The organism is Pigmentiphaga daeguensis (assembly GCF_039523035.1).
GTDB lineage: Bacteria > Pseudomonadota > Gammaproteobacteria > Burkholderiales > Burkholderiaceae_B > Pigmentiphaga > Pigmentiphaga daeguensis.
Genome location: NZ_BAAAEN010000007.1, coordinates 79,058 through 102,896, shown reverse-complemented (window position 1 = coordinate 102,896; position 23,839 = coordinate 79,058). Strand labels below are relative to the sequence as shown.

20 protein-coding genes are annotated in these 23,839 nt (G+C 63.4%); 8 read left to right on the top strand and 12 right to left on the bottom strand.

Translation table 11 applies throughout. The features are described 5' to 3' along the window. The first annotated feature begins 114 nt into the window (after nucleotides 1–114). Genes dnaX through recR form a run of 3 tightly spaced genes read left to right on the top strand, consistent with a single transcriptional unit; the run spans nucleotide 115 to nucleotide 3,028 of the window. Nucleotides 115–2,082, top strand: coding sequence for a DNA polymerase III subunit gamma/tau (gene dnaX / locus ABD104_RS11455; protein WP_343927576.1), 1,968 nt, complete (start codon nucleotides 115–117; stop codon nucleotides 2,080–2,082). Then, complete coding sequence (locus tag ABD104_RS11450) at nucleotides 2,079–2,405, top strand: YbaB/EbfC family nucleoid-associated protein (RefSeq protein ID WP_087839737.1); 327 nt, start codon at nucleotides 2,079–2,081, stop codon at nucleotides 2,403–2,405. The genes dnaX and ABD104_RS11450 overlap by 4 nt, the downstream gene beginning before the upstream one ends. An 11-nt stretch (nucleotides 2,406–2,416) precedes the next feature. Further along, entirely contained in the window at nucleotides 2,417–3,028 is a 612-nt protein-coding gene (gene recR / locus ABD104_RS11445) for a recombination mediator RecR (RefSeq protein ID WP_130361279.1), read from the top strand. A 15-nt stretch (nucleotides 3,029–3,043) separates the two neighbouring features. On the opposite strand, the gene ABD104_RS11440 is transcribed toward recR, so the two are convergent. The 3 genes from ABD104_RS11440 to ABD104_RS11430 are packed head-to-tail and all read right to left on the bottom strand — an operon-like array spanning nucleotide 3,044 to nucleotide 5,467. Then, on the bottom strand, nucleotides 3,044–3,256 hold the full coding sequence (locus ABD104_RS11440) for a SlyX family protein (protein WP_130361281.1): 213 nt from the start codon (nucleotides 3,254–3,256) through the stop codon (nucleotides 3,044–3,046). A 12-nt stretch (nucleotides 3,257–3,268) separates the two neighbouring features. Further along, entirely contained in the window at nucleotides 3,269–4,660 is a 1,392-nt protein-coding gene (locus ABD104_RS11435; protein ID WP_343927575.1) for an undecaprenyl-phosphate glucose phosphotransferase, read from the bottom strand. A gap of 12 nt (nucleotides 4,661–4,672) precedes the next feature. Beyond that, the gene (locus tag ABD104_RS11430) at nucleotides 4,673–5,467 is read right to left on the bottom strand and encodes a WecB/TagA/CpsF family glycosyltransferase (protein WP_343927574.1); all 795 of its coding nucleotides are present in this window, start codon (nucleotides 5,465–5,467) and stop codon (nucleotides 4,673–4,675) included. A gap of 234 nt (nucleotides 5,468–5,701) precedes the next feature. Between ABD104_RS11430 and ABD104_RS11425 the strand changes: the two genes are divergently transcribed. The 5 genes from ABD104_RS11425 to ABD104_RS11405 are packed head-to-tail and all read left to right on the top strand — an operon-like array spanning nucleotide 5,702 to nucleotide 11,690. Beyond that, nucleotides 5,702–6,583, top strand: coding sequence for an SLBB domain-containing protein (locus ABD104_RS11425; protein ID WP_343927573.1), 882 nt, complete (start codon nucleotides 5,702–5,704; stop codon nucleotides 6,581–6,583). Nucleotides 6,584–6,595: 12 nt separating this feature from the next. After that, complete coding sequence (locus tag ABD104_RS11420) at nucleotides 6,596–8,071, top strand: hypothetical protein (RefSeq protein WP_343927572.1); 1,476 nt, start codon at nucleotides 6,596–6,598, stop codon at nucleotides 8,069–8,071. 33 nt (nucleotides 8,072–8,104) lie between these two features. Next, nucleotides 8,105–9,787: a GMC oxidoreductase gene (locus ABD104_RS11415; protein WP_343927571.1), complete on the top strand. Its 1,683-nt coding sequence runs from the start codon at nucleotides 8,105–8,107 to the stop codon at nucleotides 9,785–9,787. Continuing rightward, nucleotides 9,784–10,737: an NAD-dependent epimerase/dehydratase family protein gene (locus ABD104_RS11410; RefSeq protein WP_343927570.1), complete on the top strand. Its 954-nt coding sequence runs from the start codon at nucleotides 9,784–9,786 to the stop codon at nucleotides 10,735–10,737. Before ABD104_RS11415 ends, ABD104_RS11410 begins: the two co-directional genes overlap by 4 nt. Next, nucleotides 10,725–11,690, top strand: a complete 966-nt coding sequence (locus tag ABD104_RS11405; RefSeq protein ID WP_343927569.1) for an NAD-dependent epimerase/dehydratase family protein — start codon at nucleotides 10,725–10,727, stop codon at nucleotides 11,688–11,690. The genes ABD104_RS11410 and ABD104_RS11405 overlap by 13 nt, the downstream gene beginning before the upstream one ends. A gap of 43 nt (nucleotides 11,691–11,733) precedes the next feature. Here ABD104_RS11405 and ABD104_RS11400 read toward each other — a convergent pair whose 3' ends face one another. The 9 genes from ABD104_RS11400 to ABD104_RS11360 are packed head-to-tail and all read right to left on the bottom strand — an operon-like array spanning nucleotide 11,734 to nucleotide 23,511. Beyond that, complete coding sequence (locus ABD104_RS11400; protein WP_343927568.1) at nucleotides 11,734–12,918, bottom strand: glycosyltransferase family 2 protein; 1,185 nt, start codon at nucleotides 12,916–12,918, stop codon at nucleotides 11,734–11,736. Next, nucleotides 12,919–14,040 (bottom strand): Gfo/Idh/MocA family protein, encoded by a 1,122-nt coding sequence (locus ABD104_RS11395; RefSeq protein ID WP_343927567.1) that lies wholly within the window; start codon nucleotides 14,038–14,040, stop codon nucleotides 12,919–12,921. A 3-nt stretch (nucleotides 14,041–14,043) separates the two neighbouring features. Then, nucleotides 14,044–15,165, bottom strand: a complete 1,122-nt coding sequence (locus tag ABD104_RS11390) for an acyltransferase family protein (RefSeq protein WP_343927566.1) — start codon at nucleotides 15,163–15,165, stop codon at nucleotides 14,044–14,046. A 17-nt stretch (nucleotides 15,166–15,182) separates the two neighbouring features. Then, nucleotides 15,183–17,522, bottom strand: a complete 2,340-nt coding sequence (locus ABD104_RS11385) for a glycoside hydrolase family 5 protein (RefSeq protein ID WP_343927565.1) — start codon at nucleotides 17,520–17,522, stop codon at nucleotides 15,183–15,185. Between the two features lie 59 nt (nucleotides 17,523–17,581). Beyond that, nucleotides 17,582–18,955, bottom strand: coding sequence for an O-antigen ligase family protein (locus ABD104_RS11380; protein ID WP_343927564.1), 1,374 nt, complete (start codon nucleotides 18,953–18,955; stop codon nucleotides 17,582–17,584). Beyond that, nucleotides 18,936–19,853 (bottom strand): glycosyltransferase family 2 protein, encoded by a 918-nt coding sequence (locus ABD104_RS11375; RefSeq protein WP_343927563.1) that lies wholly within the window; start codon nucleotides 19,851–19,853, stop codon nucleotides 18,936–18,938. Before ABD104_RS11375 ends, ABD104_RS11380 begins: the two co-directional genes overlap by 20 nt. A gap of 12 nt (nucleotides 19,854–19,865) precedes the next feature. Further along, on the bottom strand, nucleotides 19,866–21,107 hold the full coding sequence (locus ABD104_RS11370; protein WP_343927562.1) for an MATE family efflux transporter: 1,242 nt from the start codon (nucleotides 21,105–21,107) through the stop codon (nucleotides 19,866–19,868). Nucleotides 21,108–21,148: 41 nt separating this feature from the next. Then, nucleotides 21,149–22,072 carry a polysaccharide biosynthesis tyrosine autokinase gene (locus ABD104_RS11365; RefSeq protein WP_343927561.1) on the bottom strand — a complete coding sequence of 308 codons (924 nt, stop codon included), beginning with the start codon at nucleotides 22,070–22,072 and terminating at the stop codon, nucleotides 21,149–21,151. Further along, a complete protein-coding gene (locus tag ABD104_RS11360) occupies nucleotides 22,069–23,511 on the bottom strand; it encodes a Wzz/FepE/Etk N-terminal domain-containing protein (protein ID WP_343927560.1) in 1,443 nt (480 codons plus the stop codon). The genes ABD104_RS11365 and ABD104_RS11360 overlap by 4 nt, the downstream gene beginning before the upstream one ends. Nucleotides 23,512–23,839: the final 328 nt, after the last annotated feature.

The window sequence follows — 23,839 nt, the reverse complement described above, 5'->3', positions numbered from 1 at the left end:
GTGGATCCGGCTTTGCCGGTCCACCCGCATCGCCCCCTTGAGGGGGCGCGCGTCAGCGCGTAGGGGGTGGGTTTCCCCATCGCCCGAAGGGCGTAGGGGGGTACAATAACCTTTATGACATATCTGGTGCTGGCTCGTAAATGGCGGCCGCGTTCATTCGATACGCTGGTCGGACAAGAACACGTGGTGCGTGCGCTGACGCACGCGCTTTCCACGCAGCGCCTGCATCACGCCTGGCTGTTCACGGGCACGCGCGGGGTGGGCAAGACCACGCTGTCGCGCATCCTGGCCAAATCGCTCAATTGCGAGACCGGGATCACGGCCACGCCGTGCGGCCAGTGCCGGGCGTGCACCGAGATCGATGCCGGCCGCTTCGTCGACTACCTCGAGCTCGACGCCGCGTCGAACCGGGGCGTGGACGAGATGACGCAGCTGCTCGAGCAGGCGGTCTATTCGCCCACCTCCGGCCGCTTCAAGGTCTACATGATCGACGAAGTGCACATGCTGACCGGGCATGCGTTCAACGCCATGCTCAAGACGCTGGAAGAGCCGCCGCCCCACGTCAAGTTCATCCTGGCCACCACCGATCCGCAGAAGATCCCCGTCACGGTGCTGAGCCGCTGCCTGCAGTTCAACCTCAAGCAGATGCCGCCGGAGGCCATCGTCGGCCACCTCGAGCACGTGCTGGCGCATGAACAATTGCCGTTCGAGATCCCGGCCCTGCGCCTGATCGGCCAGGCGGCGCGCGGTTCCATGCGGGATGCCTTGTCGCTGACCGACCAGGCCATCGCCTACAGCGCAGGCAACCTGTCGGAAGAGGCCGTGCGCGGCATGCTGGGCACGATCGACCAGCGCCACCTGGTGCGCCTGCTCGACGCGATCCGCGCGGCGGACGGCGCCGGGGTGGTGGGCGTGGCCGACGAGCTGGCGGCGCGCAGCCTGTCGTATGCCGGGGCGCTGGCCGACCTGGCCGTGATGCTGTCGCGCATGGGCATGGCCCAGCGCGTGCCGGGCGCGGTGTCGGAAGAGGATCCGCTGGCGCCGGACATCCAGCGGCTGGCCGGGGAATTTTCCGCCGACGAGATCCAGCTGTTCTATTCCATCGCCGTGCACAGCCGCGCCGAGCTTGCGTTGGCGCCCGACGAATACGCCGGGTTCGTGATGGCGTGCCTGCGCATGCTGGCATTCACGGCCGAACCGCAGGGTGCTTCCCAGGAAGCGCCCGTGCCGGCACCGCGATCCGCCGCCCTGAAGGCGGCGCCCGCGGTGGCCGCCTCGATGCCCGCTCCGGCTCCAGCCACGGTGCCGCCGGCCGCGCGTGCGCCAGCTCCCGCGCCCGCGGCGCCCGCGCCGGCCCGCGCGTCGGCGGCGGCCGAGGCGCTGGCCGCGGCCCGCAACATGTCGATGGCCGGCAACAAGCGTGCGCCGGCCTCGGCGCCTGCCCGGCCGGCCGGCAATACGGCGCGGACCGCGCCGGCGGCTGCTCCGGCCTCGCCCCCGGAAGGGGCGGGGGCCGACGAAGACGGGCCGCCTGCCTGGCACTCGGAGATCGAGGCCGGGCTGCAGGAAGAGGCGCCGCCGGTGGAGCGGGAAGCTCCCGCCGCGCCGGTTCCCACCGTGGCCCGGGCCGAGCCCCCGCGCGGCGAAGACGCCGCGGGCGCGGCCGGCGGCCCGATTGCATTGAACGAGCCGTGGCCCGTGCTGGCGGCTCGGCTGCCCATCAAGGGCATCGCCGCCCAGCTCGCGCAGCAAAGCGAGTGGGTGGGCGTCGAAGGCGGCACCGTCGTGTTGAAGGTCGCGACCCGCGGGTTGGCCGAAGGCGCGGGGGTCGAACGCCTACGCACAGTGCTCGAGCAGCATTTCGGCGTGCCCGTGCGGCTGCGCTTCGAGATCGGCCAGACCGGCGACGCCACCGCGTTCGCGGTGGCCGAGTCCGAGCGCCAGGCGCGCCAGGCCGAGGCCGAGCGCGCGATCATGGCCGATCCCTTCGTACGCGAATTGCTCGACAGTTTCGGCGGCCAGATCGTACCCGACTCGATCCGCCCGGTATCTTCCGAATCCAAACAAGGAACCCAGCCATGATGAAAGGACAGCTTGCCGGTCTGATGCGCCAGGCGCAGCAGATGCAGGAAAACATGAAGAAGGCCCAGGAAGCGCTGGCCGACATGCTCGTCGAGGGCGCCTCGGGCGGGGGCCTGGTCAAGGTGACCATGTCCTGCCGCAACGACGTCAAGCGCGTCGCCATCGATCCCAGCCTGCTGGCCGACGACAAGGACATGCTGGAGGACCTCGTGGCCGCCGCGTTCAACGACGCGCTGCGCAAGGCCGAGGCCACGAGCCAGGAAAAGATGTCCGCGCTGACCGCCGGCCTGCCCCTGCCTCCGGGCATGAAGCTGCCCTTTTAAGCGGGACGGGAATGGCAGGCGATCGATTCGTCGGGCCGGCGCCGCTGTCGGTGCTGGTCGATGCCCTCAAGCGCCTGCCGGGAGTGGGCGCCAAGTCGGCGCAGCGCATGGCCTACCACCTGCTGCAGCACGACCCGCACGGCGCCCGCATGCTGGGCCAGGCCCTGGGCGACGCCGTCGACCGGCTGCGCCATTGCGCGCGCTGCAATACCTTCACCGAATCCGAGATCTGCGAGACCTGCGCCAGTCCCCGCCGCGATGCCAGCCTGTTGTGCGTGGTCGAGACGCCGGCCGACCAGAACATGATCGAGGCCAGCCACAGCTACAACGGTCTGTATTTCGTCCTGATGGGCCGGCTGTCCCCGCTCGAGGGCGTGGGGCCGAACGAGATCGGTTTCGACCGCCTGCTCGCACGCGCCACCGACGGCCAGGTCAGGGAAGTCATCCTGGCCACCAATTTCACGACCGAAGGCGAGACCACCGCCCACTACCTGGCCGAGCTGCTGCGCGCGCAAGGGCTGGGCGTGACCCGGCTGGCGCGCGGGGTGCCCGCGGGCAGCGAGCTGGAATACGTCGACGCCGGCACCATCGCCTGGGCGCTGATGGACCGCCGCGCGCCGTAGGCGCGCTTTGCCGTTTCAGTAGTGCGGAGGGATCTCGTCGCGCAGCGATGCCGGCGCGGCCGGCCCCTGCGCGCTCTGTTCCCGGACCCGGGCCAACTCGCGCGCCAGCGCATCGATCTGTTGCTGCTGCCGGTAGACCAGTTCGTTCAGTTGTTCCACCAGGTCTTCCATGAAGGCGAGCTTGATCTCGACTTCCATCAGTCGCTGGGGGGCGGGTGTGTCGGGCATGTGGGGCTGTCGTCAATAGGCCTTGCTGTCGTGGACGACCAGGCGCAAGGTCATGAAAAGAATGCGGATGTCCAGCCAGGGCGACCAGTGCTGGATGTAGTAGCGATCGTACTCCACCCGCTTCATCATTTTGTCCAGGGTGTCGGTTTCGCCGCGCAGGCCGTTGACCTGCGCCCAGCCGGTGATGCCCGGCTTGACCGTGTGGCGCAGCATGTAGCCGCGTATCTGCTGCCGGTAGAACTCGTTGTGTTCCGCGGCATGGGGGCGCGGGCCGACCAGGCTCATGCTGCCGTTGAAGACGTTGAACAACTGGGGCAGCTCGTCCAGCGACGTGCGACGCAGGATCCGGCCCACGGGCGTGATGCGGGGGTCGCCGCGGGTGGCCTGGTGGATCTTGCCCGGGTCCGGCTGGTGCGTGTACATGGACCGGAACTTCATGACCTGTATCGGTTCCCCGTCAAGGCCGTAGCGGGTCTGGCGGAAGAGGATGGGGCCGGGTGAGCTCAGCCGCACCAGGGCCGCGATGATCAGCATGGGGACGCCCGCCGCGAGCAGCATCAGGCCGGCGAACAGCAGGTCCATGCAGCGCTTGATGCCCCGCGCGATGCCCAGGATCTGGGTGTCGTGCAGGCGCAGCAGGGGCACGCCCGCCATGTTGCTGACGCTGACCTCGAAATCGCCCAGCGCGGGCGATTCGGGGATCAGGTAGATGGCCGAGGTCGAGTCGCCCAACTGGTTCATGATGGGCTGGGCGTAGGGCGTCTTCATCAGCGTCATGCTGATGAAGGCGACGTTGGACTTCTGTTCCTTCAGGTGCTCGACCGCCTGGGGCAGATTTCCCAGGTAGGGCAGGGAGTCCAGCGGCTCCGGCCGCGGGGTGTCGTCGAAGTAGCCGTCCACCAGGATGCCCATGGCCGGCGAGCGGCGCAGCCGGATGGCCAGGGTCTGGGCCTGGAAGCCGGGCATGATGAAGATGGCGCGGCGGACGTACTGGCTGGCGCCGTACAGGTGCTGCGCGCTGAGCCGCATCAGCGCCAGGCCGGGCAGCAGCGCCACGGGCGTCAGGAAGGCCCAGGCCTGCAGGATTTCCCGGCCCAGGTTGCGGTGCTCGATGGGCAGCAGGATGAAGGCGAGCAGCGTCACCATGACCACCTGCGACCAGGTCAGGATGGCGCGCCACAGCATGAAGGCCATGGTCCGCGTGCTCAGCAGCTGTTCGAAGCGGTAATAGGCGATGCCAGTGGCCAGCGCGATGACGAGCAGCAGCGCCCCGTCCTCGTTCGAGGGCTGGCGCCCGAAATAGAGGCTGGTGGCGGCATGGCAGAGCAGCGCGATCGCGGCTGCTCCGATGGCGGCCATGCTGTAGAACATGCGCTGGTGGGAGGGAAGGCGGCTGGTGGCCATGGACGGCTCCGGTCAACTGCCGCGAACGCGGGAGCGACGATATTCCCGCCAGCAGAGGGCGAGGAAACGAGGGTCTTCCTTCAGGTAACGCCGCCATAGTCGCTTGGGGTCGCTCAGCAGGCGCCACAGCCATTCGAACCCTAGGCGCTGGATCGGGATGGGGGCACGTTTCTTGAGACCAAGTGCGAACTCCATCGAGGCGCCGACTCCGAGCGTTACGCCATGCGGAAAGCCGGGAGCGTGGCGAATGATCCAGCGTTCCTGTTTGGGCAGTCCCAGGCAGACGAAGACCAGGTCAGGTGCCATCGCGCGGATCCGATCGGCGGCTTCTTGCCCTTCCTGCCCGTCCGGCTGGAACTGCATGGATGGACACATAACCCGTACGAGTAAACCAGGGTAGACCTGGGCGAACAGGTTTTCCAGTTTCTGTTCCTCGCCCGGCATCCCCCCTAGTACCACTACTTGCCATTGACGGGCGACAGCCCGGTGACACAGGGCCACGAACAGATCCGCTCCGGTCACGCGTTCCGGGAGCGGTTTGCCGAGCAGGCGGCTAGCCCAGATGACGGGCATGCCGTCGGCGAACAGGTAATTCGCCTGGGCGTAGAACGATCGCCATTCCGGGTGAGTGTCCAGGCGGACGATATGGTCCACATTGGGCGTGAATACCGACTTGGCACCAGGAAGGCGCTGTTCGACGGCACGTTCGAGAATGTCCACGGCTTCGGCAAAGCGGGCTGGGAGAATCTCCAGGCCGAATAGCGTCACAGGGCAAGGGGAGGCCGGTATTGGGGCGGTCGAGGGCATGGATCTCGGCTGAGCAGCGACGCACTCCTCTCCGGTGTACACACGGTAGGGGTATGTCCGGATGATTCCTGTCTATCTGAGTTGGCGCAGTATAAACCTCAAAGAAACAAGTATCTGTATGTTTCAAGACGGTTTAGGGTGCGTGTTTTTAATTATTCATGATTGAGCCTGGCTGAGCGGTTGCCTCGCCCTATAATCGCGCGTTGAAGCGGCAATATCTCGGAGACTGTGCAAATGAAGTTGGGCCAGATCGTGTTCCTTGCGGGCGTCATCCTGCTCATCTTCTTTCCGCCTGTCCATGCGCAGTTGTCCGATGAGGCGGTTCCTCATCCCGGGCGCTATGCGCCGCAAACCGTGATTCCGTCCCAGATCGAAGATGGTGCGGTGACCTTGCTGGGAATGGGTGATACGGTTTATCTGACTGTTTTCGGCCAGCCGGACATGTCGGCGCAGCTTACGGTCGATGACCAGGGCAATATCGTCGTGCCGCTTCTCGGACAGGTTCCGGCTGGAGGGCGGTCACCCTCGGCAGTGGCCAAGGAGATCGCCGCGGGCTTGCGCAGCCAGGGGTATCTGACCAATCCCCAGGTTTCGATCGAAGTTGTGCGAGTGCGCAGCCGCATTGCTTCCGTGCTCGGCGAGGTGGCCAAACCTGGGCGGTATGTGCTGGACGGCCAACTCAGCGTGCTGGAGTTGCTGGCCAAGGCGGGCGGCGTCAAGGAAACGGCGGACGATGTGGCCTTCGTGATTCGTCGTGATTCCAAGGCAGAGAGCGGGCAACGTCGGATCGAGGTGGTTGTGGCCAATAAGCAGCTACCCGATCAGCCTGTGGAGGATCTTCCGCTGGAGCCTGGTGACGTTCTTTATGTTCCCCAGGTGCGCAAGTTCTATATCTATGGCGAAGTGCTGCGGTCCGGGGCCTATCCAATGGAACCGGAACTGAATGTGATGCGGGCGTTGGCGCTGGCTGGCGGGCTGACCCAGCGAGGTTCCGAGCGCAGGGTCAGTATTTCACGTAAGGATCGGGTTTCCGGCGAGCTGCACAAGCAGAAGGTACGGCTCGATGCGCTTGTGCAACCGGGCGACGTGATCTATGTCGACGAGAGGTTTTTTTGAGCCCGAGGCTGCGTGGTCGGTAATTGTCGACGCTCCCGCTGGTGGATCGGCGGAACCCTGGCCGTCCCGCTGCTGATCGCGTTCGGCCCTACTCAGGCCGATCCGCCAGGGCGGCGTGCTGCGAACGATTCGTCTTCAAGCCGAATCGATGCGGTGATCGCCAAGGTGATCCGCGACATCAGTCCGTCTGTCCCGCCTCCTGTCGAGGCGCCCGCGGATTCCTCGGACCGAACCTCTCCAGCGGCCAAAGGCGTAGGGGCGGGTTCGCCTGCTTTGCCGGAAGGGGTTTCGTACTCTCTGGAGTTCGAGCGCAATGTCCAGCGCATCACCAATCCCTATCGCTTGTTGAACAGCGCGGGTAGCCAACGACATGCCGATACCGCTGTCACTGACGAGTTGCGAGCGGCATTCGTCGTTCCGTTAGCTTCCGAGCGCACTCGCTTGCTGGCGTCGGCGGCGTTCGGCAATGTCGGATACCAGGACCAGAGCAAGCTCGACTATCACCCTCACGCATTGCGTGCCGTCCTGCAATGGCAGGCGGGGGATTTGCTCCGGGGCAGCGTGATGGCGTTCGACAGGGTGCGCCAGAATCGCTTCCTGGCGGCAAGCTGGCCGGAACGGGATCTACTCAAGCAGCGCTTGTTCGCCGCGGATGTCGGGTTATGGGTGACGGAGTCTCTGGCCTTGCCCAGGCTGAGTGTTTCCCGGACCCAATCTCGGTATGAGTTTGCGGCCAATCAGGCCCTTTACAACCGTGACGATAGTCAGGTTCAGGTCGCGGCCAGCTACTTGGGCAAGGAAAGTTCGTATGCGATGGCGGGATTATCGATGATCCGCAGCCGTTATCCGGACAGAACGCCGTTGCAGATCCAGCAATTGGACGATGCCTACCGGGACCGCGAGTATTTCGTCAGCGGCCTTTGGGATTACAGTGCGAAAACTCAAGTCGAGGCCTATCTGGGCTGGCGTCATCGCCGCTATGCCAATTTATCCGCGCGGGACGTGAATTTTCTGACTGCGGATTTGAAGGCGAATTGGCTCTATTCGGCCAAGACCTCGTTCCATGTGCACCTCTGGAGCCATCCTTACGGTAATGAAGAAGATCCCGCCACTTTGTATTCGATCCAGAGCGGTGGCAGATTCTCGGTTCGGTGGAAGGCGGGCGAGAAAACCTGGCTATCCATGAATGTGGTACGGGAGCGGCAGAAGAATCACTTGATCGGAGCGGGTGGAGTGTCGGAAACCATGGCCTGGCGTTTTGGCCCTCGCCTGGAATGGCAGATGAATCGGAACGTGCTGCTGACATTGGACGGCTGGCGAGAGCAAGTCTCCGGGGCTGGCTACCCTGGCTATGGCGGGTCGGTGGTGCGGATCGGCGTGGTGCTGAGCCACGACAACGATGGCTCTCCTCCCGCCTCGCGGCAGTACGTGCATGTGGAATGCGATGCGCCGCGTTATGTGGAAACGACTTTTTCGTGTGATCCGTGATTTTTTTTATTCTCCTGGACTCTTGCAGATAACATGCTGCTCAATGCCAATGATCTACCGGACCATGCCAGGCTTGCCGCGGATATATGCATCGTCGGTGCAGGCGCGGCGGGAATCTCCATGGCTCTGGAGCTGTCGGATTGCGGGCTGGATATTGTTTTGCTGGAATCGGGGACGAAGGAACCCGACCCCCGGACTCAGGCGCTCTATCAGGGAACCGTCGAGGATCCTGCGCTGCATAGCCCGCCGGACCGATACCGTCAGCGCCAGTTGGGAGGTTCGACGGCGATATGGGGCGGACGCTGCATGCCGTTCGATGCAATTGATTTCCAGGCTCGTCCCTATATGGCCCACAGCGGTTGGCCCATCGGCCTACCGGATCTCGCCGCGTTCTATCCCAAGGCCAACGCCTGGTGCGAGGCGGGCGAGTTCGCCTATACCATCGAGACGGCCTTTGATGATACCCGTCGACCCATGCTCGAGGGGTTCGACGAGCGCCATTTCACGACGGATACTCTGGAACGGTTCAGCTGCCCAACCGACTTTGGTACGCGCTATCTGAGCCGGTTGCGGGTGTCGCCTGACGTTCGGGTGGTCCTTGGGGGGAGCGTCACGGGGCTGACCATGAGCGACGACGGTGCCGAAGTGCGCCAAGTAGAAGTCCGGACCCTGGCGGGCAAAACCTGTACCGTAGTCGCGTCCAGCGTCGTGCTGGCGGTGGGGGGGCTGGAAGTGGTGCGCCTGCTGCTTTCCACGCCAGGGAAGTCGGGGCGGGGTGTCGGTAATGCCCATGATGTGGTCGGGCGTTTCTATATGTGTCATCTTGCCGGGACGATAGGCCAGTTGATGCTTGCGCCCTCTCGTCGGGGCTGGCATGGGTACGATGTGGCCGACGATGGCACGTATTGCCGCAGGCGGCTCGCTTTGAGGCCAGAGGTTCAGCGAAGCGCTGGGATAGGCAACTTCATCGCTCGTCTCCATCACCCACGCATTACTGATCCGGCCCACCGCACTGCGATCCTGTCGCTGCTGTTCCTGGCTCGTGCCTTCGTACCCTACGAATATGCGAAGAGGCTGCACGGTGACGACAAGATTCCCGCGTCGCACTGGCTAAGGCATATGCTCAACGTCCTTGCCGGCCTGCCGTCGGTTATCGCGTTCTTGTGGCATTGGCTGAGGGACCGCACCCTGGCTGCCCGCAAGTTCCCTTCCATCATTATTCATCCTAGGACGCAGCGGTACAGTATCGATTTCCACGCCGAGCAGGAGCCGAATCCGGACAGTCGGGTGACGTTGGGGACCGGGGTGGACGAGTTGGGTATGAGGCGACTGCACGTCGATTGGCGCTACACCCGACAGGACGTGGTGACAGTACAAAAAGCGCTGGCCTTGCTGGCGCAGGATGTACAGGAATCGGGTGTAGGGGTCTTCGACTACGATCCCCAGGCGGTGGAAGCAGAAATGACGCGCTATGGTGCGTATGGCGGGCATCACCTCGGAACGGCGCGAATGGGGGACGATCCGCTCACTAGCGTGGTGGATCGCAACTGCCGCGTACATGAGGTCCGCAATCTTTTCATCGCCAGCGCTGCGGTCTTTCCCACCTCGAGTCAGGCCAATCCCACTCTGACCGTGGTGGCTCTGGCGCTCAGACTGGTCAGTCATTTGCGGGTCTTGCATACGAATGCCCGCCCGCCAGCTGGGGACATGCAATGAAAATGCGTGTATTGATACTGGGGGCTGGGGGATTCGTCGGCAGGCGTATCGTCCTGTCGTTCAAGGACAGCGGCTGGGCGGAGCCTGTTGCGGCGATCCGGGGCGCCCGCGCGGACTCCGGGGTGGAAACGGTGACGTGTCATGCCACCTATGCGGAATCGCTGGCACGAGCTTGCGCGGGCGTGGATGCGGTGGTTAACGGCGTGGCGGGGAGTCCGCAAGCAATGATCGCCACCGCGCGGGCCCTGCAGGCGGTTCAGGCATCGCGTTCGGCACCGCTGCATATCGTTCATTTCAGTTCGATGGCCGTCTATGGAGACGCCCTAGGCGACGTCACGGAGAATCATCCGCTGGCGCAATTGGCTCCTGCTTCCTATGGCGGGGCAAAGCTTGCCGCCGAAGCAGCCTTGGCCGAAACCGACCGCGTCTGCATTCTGCGCCCGGGCTGCATTTACGGTCGAGGCAGTCCTCAATGGAGCGTGCGTATAGCCCGTCTTCTGGCCGCCCGGCGCCTGGGGGACTTGGGTCCGTATGGCGACGGCTGCAGCAATCTCGTGCATGTCGATGACGTGGTGGCCGCCGTCGGCAGCGCGTTGCGCCAAGGACATGAGGGATGCTTCAACCTGGCGATGCCGAACGCCCCGACTTGGAATACATATTTCATGCGCCTGGCGCGGGCCATGGGAGCCGTGCCAGTGCGCCGGATTCCCGCCTGGCAGTTAGCCGTGGAGCGCAAGCTGCTGGCCCCTCCTTTAAAGATCTGGGAGATTGCACACGCGCGGTTGAAGCTGCCCAGCGGGCCTCCCGTGATGTCTCCCGCATTGATGTATTTGTGGCAGCAGGATATCCGCCTTCGGTCGGAGAGGGCGACGAATGCCCTTGCCTTGGCCTGGACTCCCTTGCAGGAGGGGTTGGCGGATTCGTGGCGGGAGAATGCATGGAAGCGATGACGAAGGAAAGCGGGCGTAAGCCATGTGTGCTCGTGCTGGGAGCGGCCGGGTATATCGGCAGGCATCTGGTACGTGCATTGGCGGCATCGGGGCGTGCGGCTCCCATAGCTGCCGTGCGCCGGCAGGCCGGCCTGCCCGCCGGTATGCCGATCCGGTATCTGGATGCAACCGATGCATCGGCGCTGGCCCGAGCGCTTGAAGGCGTGGATGTCGTCGTCAACTGTATCGCCGGGACTCCGGAGGTTATCGTACGGGGAGCAGAGGCCTTGCGGGACGTGCTGGCGGCAAGCGTGCATCGTCCCAGGTTGATTCACTTCAGTTCGATGGCCGCCTATGGGACGGCGACGGGGCTAATCGACGAGTCCCACCCTTTGCTGGGGGATGCGAGTGCCTATTCGCACGCGAAGGCCGTTAGCGAATCCATGTTGGCTGGTGTTTCGGACCTTGTCGTGTTGCGGCCAGGCTGCGTGTACGGCCGAGGCAGTCCCCAGTGGACTCAGGATATCGGCCAGCTATTGCGGTCGGGACGGCTGGGGGATCTCGGCGCCCTGGGGGGGCATGGCAGCAATCTCGTCCATATCGACGATGTCACGGACGCCGTGTCGCGTTTGCTTCAGGAGCCGGCCCACTGCGGACCGTTCAACCTCGCAATGTCTCTGGCACCCAGTTGGAACGAGTATTTCCATGCCTATGCCGAGATGCTGGGCGTGGCGCCGCTGCGGCGTGTCGGCCAGGTACGCCTGGCGCTGGATGCCTGGGGAGCCGGGGCCGCCTTGAAAATGGCATCGATCGCCGCACGTCGCCTGCCTATCGTGGCAAAAGTGGATATGCCTCCCAGGCTGCCTCCTTCGTTGATCCGACTGTGGCGTCAGGATATACGCCTTGATAGCACGAGGGCGGAGCGGGAGCTGGGCGTAAGCTGGACTGCGCTCGATCAGGGGCTGCGGACCTGATCGCTTGCCATGCTGACGCGCATGGCTATTGTTCTGCGCGGCTTTATTCGTCGAGGCGGCGCGTCTTCACCCATGCCTTGTTGCGGCGGTGCCTGAACAGGGCTCCCAGCTTCCAAAGCACGAAAAAGGGGGCGCGTGTCAGGTCGAGCAGCGCGCTTGGGCCCAGCGGACAGAGCTGCCAGCCGCGCAGGATGTGTGCGGCCAGAACCAGGATCATGGCGACGCAGGCCCACAGCCAGGCCAAGAACGCCGGCTGCCAGATGCTAGCCAGCGTGGCCAGCACCGCAACCAGCATGACTTGCAGTCCGATATATCCCAGGGGAGGCGTCAACAGATCCAGCGCGAGGTCCGATGCGAGTGCTCCGCGTGGCTTGACGGCCCTGGCCAGCAACCGGCCGGTATAGGCTCGCGCAACGGCGAAGCGGCCGCCTTCCCAGCGATGGCGTTGCGTGTCCGACCCGGCCGCTGACGGCAGAAGTTCGGCGTTGGCCTCTGCTTCGTCGACGTAGTGCACACGAACGCCCTCGAGTCCGAGTACGATGCCGTACTCGAGGTCTTCGGCCATCGACTGTAGGGTGAACGGGAGTCTGTTAAGCAGTTCGCGGGTGAAGCCCATGCCGTTGCCGCGCAGGCCGCAGGAGACTCCCAGGCGTTCGCGTGCTCGCGAACGTACTGCGTGAAAGGCGCCATAGGCGATGGTGATGGTTCGCGTGCGCCAGGAGTCATTGGGATTGAGCACGCCGTAATTGGCTTGCATGGCACTGGCGCCGTCGGCAATACGCGAGGCAAAGGCCGCCAGCAGGTTGGGCGTGGTGACCGTGTCGGCATCAATTACCACCACGGCGTCGGCAAAGCCGTCCATGGCGCTTCTGGACATGCCGAATTGCAGCGCATAGCCTTTACCTCGCCGGCTTGCATCGTGTCGCTCGAACACCGTGGCGCCGTGCTCGCGTGCGACCGAGGCGGTCTGGTCGGTGCAGTTGTCGGCGATGACGACGATACGATATTGCTCGGCAGGCCACTCCAGCTTGCGCAGGCTCGCCACCGTGCGGGCAATGACCTGCTCTTCGTCATGGGCGGGGACGAGTATGTCGAAGCGCAACTGCTGTCCGCCAGGCGGCGGTGGCCGCAGCCGGGCCGATAGCAAGGTCAGCAGCGCGATGTAGGCGCAGGCGAGGATCGGAGGCAGCGCCAGCAGGAAGAGCAGGACGTGGAGGGCGGCTTGCATTCAGAGGATGGGATCTGTCACCGGGGGCAGCGGTACGAATGTCGTGGTCGCATGGTAGACCGGATGCTCGGTGTCGGCATGGTGGATGGCCAGCGCGATCTCGTTGAAGTGCAACGCGAAATCCGCTGGTACGCGAGACGGGCGACCTTGTTCGATTGCCAACGACATTTCTCGTGGGCCGCGGGCGAAATCCATGGCGGCCGATCCACGCCGCTTGGTAGCGGGCCCGGTTGGCGTGAGCGGCAGCCTGTGCCGGATTGGCGACAGCATGAAGCGGTTGCGGATGCGCAGGTAGCGGCGGTAGTAGGCTGACGTTCGGTAGAACCAGCAGTCCGCGGCATGCAGGACGCCTTCGTCGCCTATGATGCGAAACCCGTGGTCGTGGGGTGCCACGATGGAGCATGTCAATCGTGCCACCATGCCGGAATGGAATTCCAGCGCGGCCAGCGAAAAATCCGGGGCTTCATGCTCGCCGTCGATGGGTTTGCCGGGAAAGCGGAGGGACTGGTAGGCCACGATTCGCCGCACTGGTCCGAAGAACAGCAGCAGCCATGCGAGGTTGTAGCCTGCATGTTCGAGCGTGCAGCCCACGGCGAATTCGTCGCGATAAGGCCAGTAGGCGCCCGATGCGCTGCGCCAGTTCCGGTAGGGGGCCAGCGCGATGAAGTTGTCATCCATTTCGGCATAGGTCAGGCGGGGAGTGCCGATACATCCTTGAGCCAGGGCGCGGGCCATGGCCTGTGGGGCTTCGCCGAGATGGTTGCAAGGGGCCGAGGTAAAGTGCAGGTTCAGGCTGCGGGCCAGCTCCACCAATTCACGCGCCTGTTCAAACTGCATGGCCATCGGTTTTTCCGAATAGACGTGCTTGCCCGCGTTGAGAAAACGCTTCGAAACGGCGTAGTGCGAATCGGGATTGGTCAGATTCAGCACCATCTGGAAGTCGTGCGCGGCCAACATTTCGGCTGCATCGACGAAGACGGGGATGCCCCAGTGGCGGTGAAAGCGCTCCGCATGTTCTGCGACGATGTCGTGCGCAGCGATGACCCGCAATTGGGGGTGGTCACGCAGCGTGGCCATGTAGAAATCAGCGACGAAACCACAGCCGACGATGGCGATGTTCATGGGTCAGGGAGCCTTGCCGGCGGTTGAGGGGAGAACGGCGGATGCGGTCGGCCGAGAGGACCTGCCGCCGAAACGGATACGTGCGGGGCGTTCGATGAGTCTGTAGGTGAGGGTCGACAAGGCGATCACCCATGCGGTAAGCAGCAAGCCTCCCAGCACGGCATGGACATGGGAGGAGGCCATCCACTGTGGGCTGACGAGACGGTAGCCGACCGAGCTGAAAAGAAAATGCCCCAGATAGACCGAATAGGAGATTTCGCCCAGGAAGTTCAAGGGAGGAGAACCCAAGGCGCGGCCGACCGGATTGTTGCCGCACAGACTGAGCAACAAGGGGGAGCAAGCCAGGGCGATAATGAAACCGGTGTCGGGCACCAGTCCGTAAGTCAGCAGCAGCAGGCCTGCCGCCAAGAGGCTGCCCCGCCGGCTAGCCAACCATTGCGCCGCGGACCCTTCCGCGCAGAGGGCAACGGCGCATCCGAGCCCGAACTCGGTCAATCCGCGAGTAACCGCACCTGGTCCAATGATGCTCCAGGCGTAGATGATATTGGTGCTGATACCCAGCGCGACAGTGATCATGAGTGCCCAGGCTGCGCGATGCCTGCGTATGCGGAAGGCAAGCCAGAGCAAGAACGGAAAAAGCAGGTAGGCTAGCCATTCGACGCTGATGGACCACGACGGAGGATTCCAGGCCCCGGGGCCTGGCATGAAAGGTCCCCAGGCATGAATCAGCAGCAGGTGTTGAGGGAGCGTGGCCAGGTCGAAACGCTCGAGTCCGTTTCGGACGTTCAAGCCGGCGAGAGCAGCGGTCAGCGCAGCGGCCGCGACCAGCAGCAGCATGAAGAGGTGCAGTGGATAGATCCGCGCCAGGCGTCGACGCAGAAAGATGAGATACTCCCGCAGACTGACTCTGGTGGCAAACCAGGATTGGTAGGTCAGCGTCATGATGAATCCGCTGAGGACGAAGAAGACGTCCACCTGGCGCCCCCCGCTCAGGAACATGCGCTCGACCAGAGGGTGCCATTCGAGTCCGGGGTTGAGGGTGATCAGCGTTTCCTTGAGGTGAGCCCAGAAGACCATGAGCGCCGCCACGCCGCGCAAACCGTTCAGTCCTTTGATTTCTTGCATCGTGCGTGCCCCGTGTCTCAACGCCTGCTGTCCGCCGCTTGATCACGGGCAATGATCTCATACCATGGGCTGGCATGTTCGGGTGCTTGTCGAAGATCAAGTTCGACAAATCCCGCTTCGACTCTTGCCCGTTCCGGCTCGAGGGGGGGGAGCCGCTGCCCCCGGCCGTCCAGCGGATAGACCGTGATTTTCCGGGCGTGCGTGGCCCAGCGCAGGTGTACCGGAGCCGTGGTCAGCCAGGCTGGAGGCGTGGCATAGCGAGAGCCGGAAAGACTGCCAGGATGGTTTGGATCGGGTTCCAGCGTCCAGGAGTACGATCCTGCGGGATGACGGATCCAGCGTTTGGGGCGAGGCGGAACGCTGCCGGGCTGGGAGCCGACCGTCCCGCTGCCCAGACTTAGCAGCAGAGCGCGTGATCGGGATATTTCTTCGTTGTCGAGGGGAGTCAGAAGAATGCTGAAAGGAAAGGCTTCCGTGACGTCAACCAGGGCTCGAAGGGATGACGTGTCGTTGCCTGCGGCTATGCCGAGACCGGCCAGGGCCCAGGCGCGCGGGGCACGCAGGGTGAATGTCTTTTGTTCCGGGTCGTAGCTGGCGATATCGTCCACGGACGATGGGTCAGTATCCGTGTCCGGACGTGGCGTCGCGGCGCTGGCGGATACCGTCATACCCAGCCGACCCTGCCACAGCGTTTCTACTCCTATGTTCCCGAGAACCCGGGCGTAGGCTTGCAGGGGTGCCGAGGCCCGGCTGGCGGCGATACCTGCCAGGGCCTCGGTGTCCAGAGACAGGCTGCGGTCGTGGCCGAGAGCCGGAATGGCCCCGGTTCGGAACATCCAGGCGCTTTGTCCGAACTGCACATATTTGCCCCAGTCGCCGCGCAACGCGAAGTTACCCGGCGCGCCGGACGTGGTATCGAAAATGTCGCCATAGTCGAAGAAGAACAGTCCATCCCAATCCTGGCGCGCGGCGAGGGTTGCCATGATGGGTAGGATTTCCGCGCCTTGGCGATTGGGGAAAGGCTGGTTGTATTCGCTCACGACAAAAGGCTTGCGCATGTCGCGCATCAGCGCAATATCCAGCAGTCGGCGCATTTGCGAACCGGTGAGTGAGGTGTCCCAGACGCGCCAGTTTCGGTCGTTGGCCAGGCCTTGCGGGAAATGGGGATGGTCGACATAGAAATGCGCGTCGATGTAATCCATGTCACGGTGAGAGGCCAGATTGAGAGCATTGCCATAGCTCATCTGCGTTCCGGTGACGGGAACCTGTTCGCCGGCTTCCTGGCGGACTACACGTGCCAGCCGATCGAAATAGGCGCGATCCGTATCGGCCAGGAACATCAGAAAATCCCGCAAGCGCCGCTGTTTGCCGGTGGCCGGCACCCTATCGAGCGCCTCTCGGTTGCCGGAGAGCGAAGGTGAAAGCGTGGAGAGTTTCCGGGTGACCTTGCGAATAAGCTCATTGGCCAGGCTGGAGGGCTGCCCAGTATCCGCCGGTGCGAGCAGCGGCAGGAGGGAGGATGCGGAGCCGCCTGGGCAGTCTTGCCACGCCTTGCAGGCAGCCTCGCGGGACCCGTAGCGTCGTACCAGCCATTCGTTCCACTTTTGAAGGAGCGCGGGTTGGTATGCCTCAGGGACGGCATCGCCCCATTCGCCGGGTTCCTGCCATGAGGCCAGCAGCGACGACTCGTTATTGATCTCCACCATGGCGAGCGCGGGGGAGCGATTCAGGTCTAGGCGTCTGATGAGTTCGCGGGCATAGATTTCTTGCAGAGCAATGGATTGTTCGTCGTAGACGATGATGGGAGTGTTCAGCGGCCGGACCAGGTCATTGGCCTTGAAAGGAGGCACACCGTCGATGTCAGGCCGGAAGCGATATCCCACGTGCAGATTCAGGTTTACGTAGATACCTTCGCGGGCCAGCGCCGAGATGAAATGGCGCAGCCGGGCCACGGCTTCGGTGTTGAAGGAAGGATAGGGGCCAGGGGTAAGGATGCTGCGAGGAGGATCGGTTGCTTCGCCGGGGGCGGTGTCCAGGTGATGCAGCCGGACGGCGTTGATGCCGAGTTTGCGCAGCCTTCGGGCAATCCGCGGAGCGTCCTGCAATTTCGGGAAATTGGCGCTGAAGCTCAAGTTGATGCCATAGATACGCACGCGCCTATCGTCGCTCGTGCCAGCGAGGCCGTCGGCGCCGATCGTGCGGAAGGTTCCGCCGTGGACGACGATGCGGTCGCTTGCCTCCAGTGAGGTGTTGAGCCAGGAGTAGTCAGGCGCTCCGTTCAGGTTGTCTTCGTCCACCGTGAATGCGTAGGTGGCGGGCGCTGCATTGGAGATTGATGTCCAGGCAAGCGCGATCAATGCGCAGGCCAGGGCGATGATGGATTGGCGGAGTGGCCCGGACCGAGGATGGCAACCTTTCACCTTGCCTCCCTACGCTGGTTCAAAGCTTGGGTGGCGACGTGGATTTCGCGATGTTCAGCCAGGGTCGAGGACACGATTATTGCCGAGTAGATGAACAGGCAATTCTGGAACGAGAGGCCGAGCAGGAACGTACTTTCGGAAAAATTGCCGATGATGATCATTGCGAACAAGCCGAAATGCAATGCGGTCTCAGCACTATCGTATCGGCTCAAGCGTGCGAGCCTGAAAAAATGAACAACGAGGATCAGGACCAGCAGTGTGAGCCCGGCCAAGCCGAGCTCGTTCAGCATGTCAAGGAAGCCGTTGTGTCCATGGGAAGGCATCCAGAGTATCCGATCGGCGATGTATTGGGCTGGGCCGCCGGGGCCGATCCAGAAGGCGCCGTAACCGATTCCCAGCCAAGGGTGTTGCTCGATGGACAAGGATAGCAACGCCCAGATCTGGGTACGCCCGGTCAGGTCCGGGTCTTTGCCAAGCAGAGAGACTAAGGGGCTGATGATGTCCGACCAGGCGGGCAGATGACCATGAAGGACATAAAAAGCCTGCAACGCAGCCAGCGCCCCACAGCCGAGACCCAAGACAGTCATAAGACCCACGCGACTGGAGAATAACTGCAAGTAGCGCGTAGCGATGTAAAGAACCACCGCGATGGCCAGGATGACCAAGGAGGTCGAGCTCCGCGACATCAGCACCATGAATAGCGAAAATGCCAATCCGGCAAGGGGGAGCCGCGATCCCCGTCCCTGGTCGCACGCATGGTGAAACCACAGCAGCGCACACACGGCTGCTCCGGCTCCAAGGCTGTTTTTTTGCCAGAAAAGGCCGTGCCAAGCCTGTTGATGGGAAGCGTCCACTCCATATTGCGGCAGCAGCAGCGCCATCAGCATGGAAAGAACAAGCATCAGGGTAAGGGTGTCCCGGAGCGAGCGTACCAGGCCTGCCGTGCGGATGCCGGGCAGGGTTGCGAGATAGCCGATCAGTAGCAGCCCGCCCAACTGAACTACGCGTTTGAACGTGACCACGGGATAGGGGGACCAGGCGATGCTGGCGGCGCATAGCGCCAGGAAAATGGGCAGCAGCAGGCCGTTCTGCTGGAAAGCCTGCCAGATCTGACGCTGATAGTTCCAGGCGACGAACAGGGCGGCGAGAAAGCAGGATCCGTAGACGATCTGCGTCTTGGCCGAGCCTGCCGTGGTCTGGATGACGTCCGCCGCCGCAAGGTCGAACATGCCGGTGCTGCGTAGCTGGGGAAATCCCATGGTGATGGCCAAAATGGCAAGAACGGCCAGTTCCGCTAGCCAGGATGGTCCGTTCGCGGCGGATGCGTCGAGGCGAGGCGCGGGTGGGCGTTCAGGACGCTGCGTATTCACGATTGTGGTAGCCGACGATGGCGCTGAGCTTGCCCGCCTGGGCCGAGGCTGTGTTCAGCCACCGGATCGCCTTGAGGCGCGACACCGGAAGCAGGCACAGCGCGAAGGCGCCAGCCAGCAACAACTGCGTAGTCGCCCGAAGGCCGAGATAGGCGAAGAGAGCGGCCTTGCGGGCCGGAGGCAGCCGATTGGCGCGAGCTCGTACCAAAGTCTGCCCCCCCCAATATGCCCGCCGGAGGATCCAGGCCAGATTGGTACGAGCCGTCGGTACGTGTTCCGAGACTGCGGCTTCGGCGCACCAGACCATGCGCGCGGATAGACCGTGCATGTCCCACAGGAACATGGCGTCCTCGCCGCCAGTGGCGCCGAAGGCAGGATCGAAGGGGCCAGGGAGTTTCAGCGCCATCTCGCGTCGGATCAGCGTATTACCCGAGTAGCCCTGGTCCGGTCGCAGGCTGTCACCCGTCGCGTGGGCTCGCGGGGCGAAGAAGCCTCCCGCAACGATCCAGGCTGGAGCTTGCTCATGGTAGCGAGGGCATACCGGGCCGACTACGATATCCGCTTTGTGCGCGGCCTGGGTGCGTAGCATGTGCAAGGGCCAGTCGGGCTCGGGGCTTTCGTCGTCGTCGATGAACAGGATGAAGCGGCCGGTGGCGGCGTGGACTGCGGCATTGCGAGCCATGGAAATGTTAGGGGTGGGGACGTGGACGGTCTGAATGGGAAGCGGCAGGCATGCACTCCATTTCCGAGCGACGGGGAGCCCGGAGGCGGCAGGGTCATTGTCCACTACGACGATCTCGGCGCGCACACCGTCGAACGATTGCCGACCGAGGGCTGCCAGTAGATGCCCAAGAAGCTCGGGCCGGCGGAAAGTGCAGATGCAGATACTCAGGTCCACGAGATAGGGCTCCTACTGCCGGAGGCCGGGCATGGATGAAGCTGACAGTACTACTATCGAACGCCCTAGCAGAAGAAGCGCAAGAATCTCGGCCGCCGATAGGGCGATGAGCGCTCCCACGGTACCGAACCAGGCCAGCAAGGGTGACAGCGAAACCAGCAGCAGGGCCAGGCTGGCGACGGCCGCGATCAGCAGCGTGCGGTACTGGTCTCCCGCCATCAGCAAGGCGGTGCCTATCCAGCGGGCGGCGTAGATCATGAAATACACACCCCAGGCCAATACTTGAGGACCCAGCCCGCGATAGTTGTCGCCTAGAACATGGGCTTCCAGCCACGGAAGCATCAGCCACAGCAGGCAGATGTACAGAATGGACAGCCCTTCCAGCACGCCTGCCGAATGAACAATGATCTGACGTAGACGCCCGGCCTGACTTGCGTGCAGCAGCCGACCCATCATCGGGCAGGCGACTCGGGCCCAGGCCACCACGCATAGCGACAAGGGCATGAGAAGCAGGCGCGACGCCTGCAGATCGGCCGCGGCAGCCGTGCCCAGCCACAGCGCCGTGATGTACAGGTAGCTGTAGTTGATGACCCACGAAGAAAGCGCGCCGGGCAGGGCGAGCCGTCCTCGTTGCCAGGCCGCGGCCAAGTTCTTCCGATATCGGTCGGCCTGGTGTGAGAGGCGGGGCCGGCGCGGGGAGCCAGCCAGGGCTAGCAAGTTGGCCAGTGCCATGAGGCCGAACAAGCCGGGTAGCGTGATCCGGTTGCCGAGCGTGAGCAGACTGACACCTGCGATCAGGGCCAGACCGTACACTCCGTCCAGTAGCAGGACGCGGTCCGGCCTGCCGTCGATGAAATCCAGCGTGCGCTTGTACTCGCGCTGTGTATAGGTATAAACGTAGGCACCGAAGCATAGGCTTAGTACCCATGGCGGGGTGCCTGTCGCGAGGCCGGTGACGGCGGCGCATGCCAGGGCCATCACGAGCGCGAGGGCTTGTGCCAGGTATTGCTGCAATCGGCTGAGATCGGCGATGAGCGACTCCCTGAGCGTTGCATCGGCCGATGACGCGAGCGTGGTCAGCGGGCTGCTGACCAGGGCTTCGACCACCGTGGTGGCGAACAGTCCCGCTACGAACAACTGGGAATACAGTCCGTAGTCATCCTTAGTCGCCAGCCTGATCAGCAGCAGGCCGAGTCCCAGATTGAGAAGGCTCAACCAGCCTTGGTCCACGATGGACGTCAGGGATTGCGACAACGCCTGCCTTCCACGGGGTACGGGGGGCAAGGCGGAATCTTTCACGGGAGCCGAACGGACCGGTGCCATGAACGGGAGTCCGTGCCGTAGGCGTTGTAGACCACGCCCGCGATCTGCGTGCCGGTATTGAGCAGCGCGTCGCGCAGACTTTCCATTTCGCGCAACTTGCTCCAGTCCTGGCGGCCGACTAAGAGGCAGGCGTCGCTTTGCCGGACGATGATCGACGCATCGTCGGACTCCCGTGCTGGAGGTGTGTCAAGGATGACGATCTGGTAAGTCTGATGCAAGGCCAGGATCAGGTTGCGCAGACGCGGTTCATTCAGCAATTCCTGGGGGTTCGGTGGCAGCGGACCCGCATCGAGCACGGATAGTGACGGGAAGCCTGGAACAGAGGGCAGTTCCTGAAGGCTGCTGCGTCCTGCAAGAATGCTCGACAAGGCGGCTGGCTGCCTCGAACTTTCTTGAGCGATCGCCAGCCCGTGAAGCCGATCCGGCGAAGCGGTGCGCAGGTCGGCGTTGACCAGCACGGTTTTTTGCCCCGACTGGGAGAAGGCGATCGCCAGGCTTGCCGCCAGATAGCTCTTGCCCTCGCCCGCTCGCGGGCTGGCGATGGCAATGGAAAACGGTTGATTTTCCGTGATCAGCCCCAGCAGGGCGGTGCGGATTTTTCTGACGGCTTCAGCTTCGGCGCTGGAGGGCGCATGAGCGATGGAGAGGTTAGGCGATAACGTGGTCGACGAAGTCAGGGCGGTGGCGTAGTTGTACTGCTCGTTCAGCACAGCCAGCACCTGGTCCTGGCGCAGGAATCCCAGCTTGATCGCTGCTTCGCCGAAGCGCAGTTGCTCTTCTGCCTGTAAACGGCTGATTTGCTCGATCTGCGCCGGCGTGAGCAGGCCTGCCTGGATGAAGCGCTCGCCCATCCGGCTTGGCGAGGTAGATTGGGAAGCGTCGCTGTGTTCGTTCATCGGGCTTTCCTCCTGCCGTCTGCCCCTGTTTTTCCGATGGAGGCCAAGAGAGGCAAGTGGGTGCTACGCATCAGGTCTTCAGGGCAGCGGATGCGCCGGGTGGCGAGCTCGAGCATGAGTGCCAGTCCGACACCCAGCAGCAGACCGACCACGGCGCTTGCGGCCAGGCTGCGCATCACCTTGGGGCTACTGGGTTCGCTAGGCAGATCGGCGGGACGCATGACCGAAATGTTGGTGAGCGTCGATTGGCTGGCAAAAAGCAGACTGTCGTATTTTTGCAGCGCGGAGTTGTAGATCTGTTGGACGCTGGCGAGTTGCCGCTCGTAGTCGGCGATGCGGTCCCGTTGCCCCTTTCTTTTCAAGACGTCGGCCTGCGCTGCGGCGAGATCCTGGCGGAGTCCTTGCTCCTGGCTCGCCAGTCGCGCGTCATCGGCCAGCATGCCATCGAGTGCCGTCTGGGCCTCGCGGGCCAGGCGCACGCGGCTCTGTTCCAGCTCGGCCTGCAATGCCAGCATGGTCGGGTGGCGCGGACCGTAAGTGCTGCGGGCTTCGTTAAGCTTGCGCTGTATGGCGACGATGGCGGACTTCAGGTCCTGAATGGTGGGCAGCTGGGCGATGCCGGGTAATTCCGCTGGCGCGATTCCCTGGCTGATCAGGCGGCGCGCATTGGCGGCCTGGGCCTGGGCTTCCAGGCGCTGGTTCTGCAGCATGGCCAGGGCAGACGTCTGGCTTTGCAGGCGCTGCATACTCAGGTCGCTTTCCTCTGTGTTGCTGAGAATGCCTGCTTCCTGCTTGAAGCGGGTGAGGTCAGCCTGAATGGTATTGGTTTCGTTGCGCAATTGATCGATCTGGTGTTCGTACTGCTCGAACCGATTGCGAGCGGAGGAGGTCGCCAGATCCTGGCTGACAGAGATATAGGCCTGGACGATGGCATTGGCTGCGTCGCGCGCCGTTGCCGGAGATTGGTCACGGTACATCAGCGTCAATAGCTGGCTGCCGCGGCCGCTGATGATTTCCGTGTTCTTTGTGAGCTTCGTGATGAGTAGCGCGTCGGCATCGGACTTGCCGTGCCGGGCGACTTGAGCCGCATAGTCGGCTCCCTGCCGCCAGCCCAACTGGTCGATGGCCTTATCTGCGACACGCTGGCTCGTCAGCATGTCGATCTGCACCTGGGCATAACCTTCGTTGAACATGCCGATAGGCGCGGCCAGCCGGCTGTCGACCGCCGAAGTATCGATATAGATGTCCGTCGACGCGGTCCAGGTGCGCGGCAGGAGCAGCACGGCGAGCCCACAGCACAGAATTGTCATGCTCAGCACGACCAGGATGAGCCGCCTGCGTGCCTTGAGCATTGCGAGAATCTGATTGAACGAGATCAAGGTGTCGTCGTGAATAGGCGACCGCAAAGCGACCGTATGGCGGGCGGGCGTTTGATTCATGGTCGCATTTATCTCGTCTATCGGTGGCGTCCGGCGATCGCTGTGGGCGAGTAAGCAAGCTCGGTGGGTTTCGGCCGAAAACAGCAGAAATCGCAATCGATGTGACCTATCCCCGAGTGTCGCGTGAGTATACTAAACTCGCCTCCAGCATCCGTCGGCGGTTTTTGCGGGAAAGATGGTACCAAGCTGTCCCGCGTTTTCTGTTTTTCTCTGTCTGTTTTTCAGGCGTCGTCCAGTTTCCTCCGTAACTCAGTCATTACCGATCTGATTGTCCTCCAGGGCTGAGCGGGTCGCCCTTCAGACTGGTTGGGGGGGCGTCGCGAGTCTC

What these genes read in the sequence shown, in the direction of transcription:
- dnaX (WP_343927576.1), top strand. Translation starts at nt 115, where the DNA reads ATGACATATCTGGTGCTGGCTCGTAAATGGCGGCCGCGTTCATTCGAT.
- ABD104_RS11450 (WP_087839737.1), top strand. Translation starts at nt 2,079, where the DNA reads ATGATGAAAGGACAGCTTGCCGGTCTGATGCGCCAGGCGCAGCAGATG.
- recR (WP_130361279.1), top strand. Translation starts at nt 2,417, where the DNA reads ATGGCAGGCGATCGATTCGTCGGGCCGGCGCCGCTGTCGGTGCTGGTC.
- ABD104_RS11440 (WP_130361281.1), bottom strand. Translation starts at nt 3,256, where the DNA reads ATGCCCGACACACCCGCCCCCCAGCGACTGATGGAAGTCGAGATCAAG.
- ABD104_RS11435 (WP_343927575.1), bottom strand. Translation starts at nt 4,660, where the DNA reads ATGGCCACCAGCCGCCTTCCCTCCCACCAGCGCATGTTCTACAGCATG.
- ABD104_RS11430 (WP_343927574.1), bottom strand. Translation starts at nt 5,467, where the DNA reads ATGCCCTCGACCGCCCCAATACCGGCCTCCCCTTGCCCTGTGACGCTA.
- ABD104_RS11425 (WP_343927573.1), top strand. Translation starts at nt 5,702, where the DNA reads ATGAAGTTGGGCCAGATCGTGTTCCTTGCGGGCGTCATCCTGCTCATC.
- ABD104_RS11415 (WP_343927571.1), top strand. Translation starts at nt 8,105, where the DNA reads ATGCTGCTCAATGCCAATGATCTACCGGACCATGCCAGGCTTGCCGCG.
- ABD104_RS11410 (WP_343927570.1), top strand. Translation starts at nt 9,784, where the DNA reads ATGAAAATGCGTGTATTGATACTGGGGGCTGGGGGATTCGTCGGCAGG.
- ABD104_RS11405 (WP_343927569.1), top strand. Translation starts at nt 10,725, where the DNA reads ATGGAAGCGATGACGAAGGAAAGCGGGCGTAAGCCATGTGTGCTCGTG.
- ABD104_RS11400 (WP_343927568.1), bottom strand. Translation starts at nt 12,918, where the DNA reads ATGCAAGCCGCCCTCCACGTCCTGCTCTTCCTGCTGGCGCTGCCTCCG.
- ABD104_RS11395 (WP_343927567.1), bottom strand. Translation starts at nt 14,040, where the DNA reads ATGAACATCGCCATCGTCGGCTGTGGTTTCGTCGCTGATTTCTACATG.
- ABD104_RS11390 (WP_343927566.1), bottom strand. Translation starts at nt 15,165, where the DNA reads ATGCAAGAAATCAAAGGACTGAACGGTTTGCGCGGCGTGGCGGCGCTC.
- ABD104_RS11365 (WP_343927561.1), bottom strand. Translation starts at nt 22,072, where the DNA reads ATGAACGAACACAGCGACGCTTCCCAATCTACCTCGCCAAGCCGGATG.
- ABD104_RS11360 (WP_343927560.1), bottom strand. Translation starts at nt 23,511, where the DNA reads ATGAATCAAACGCCCGCCCGCCATACGGTCGCTTTGCGGTCGCCTATT.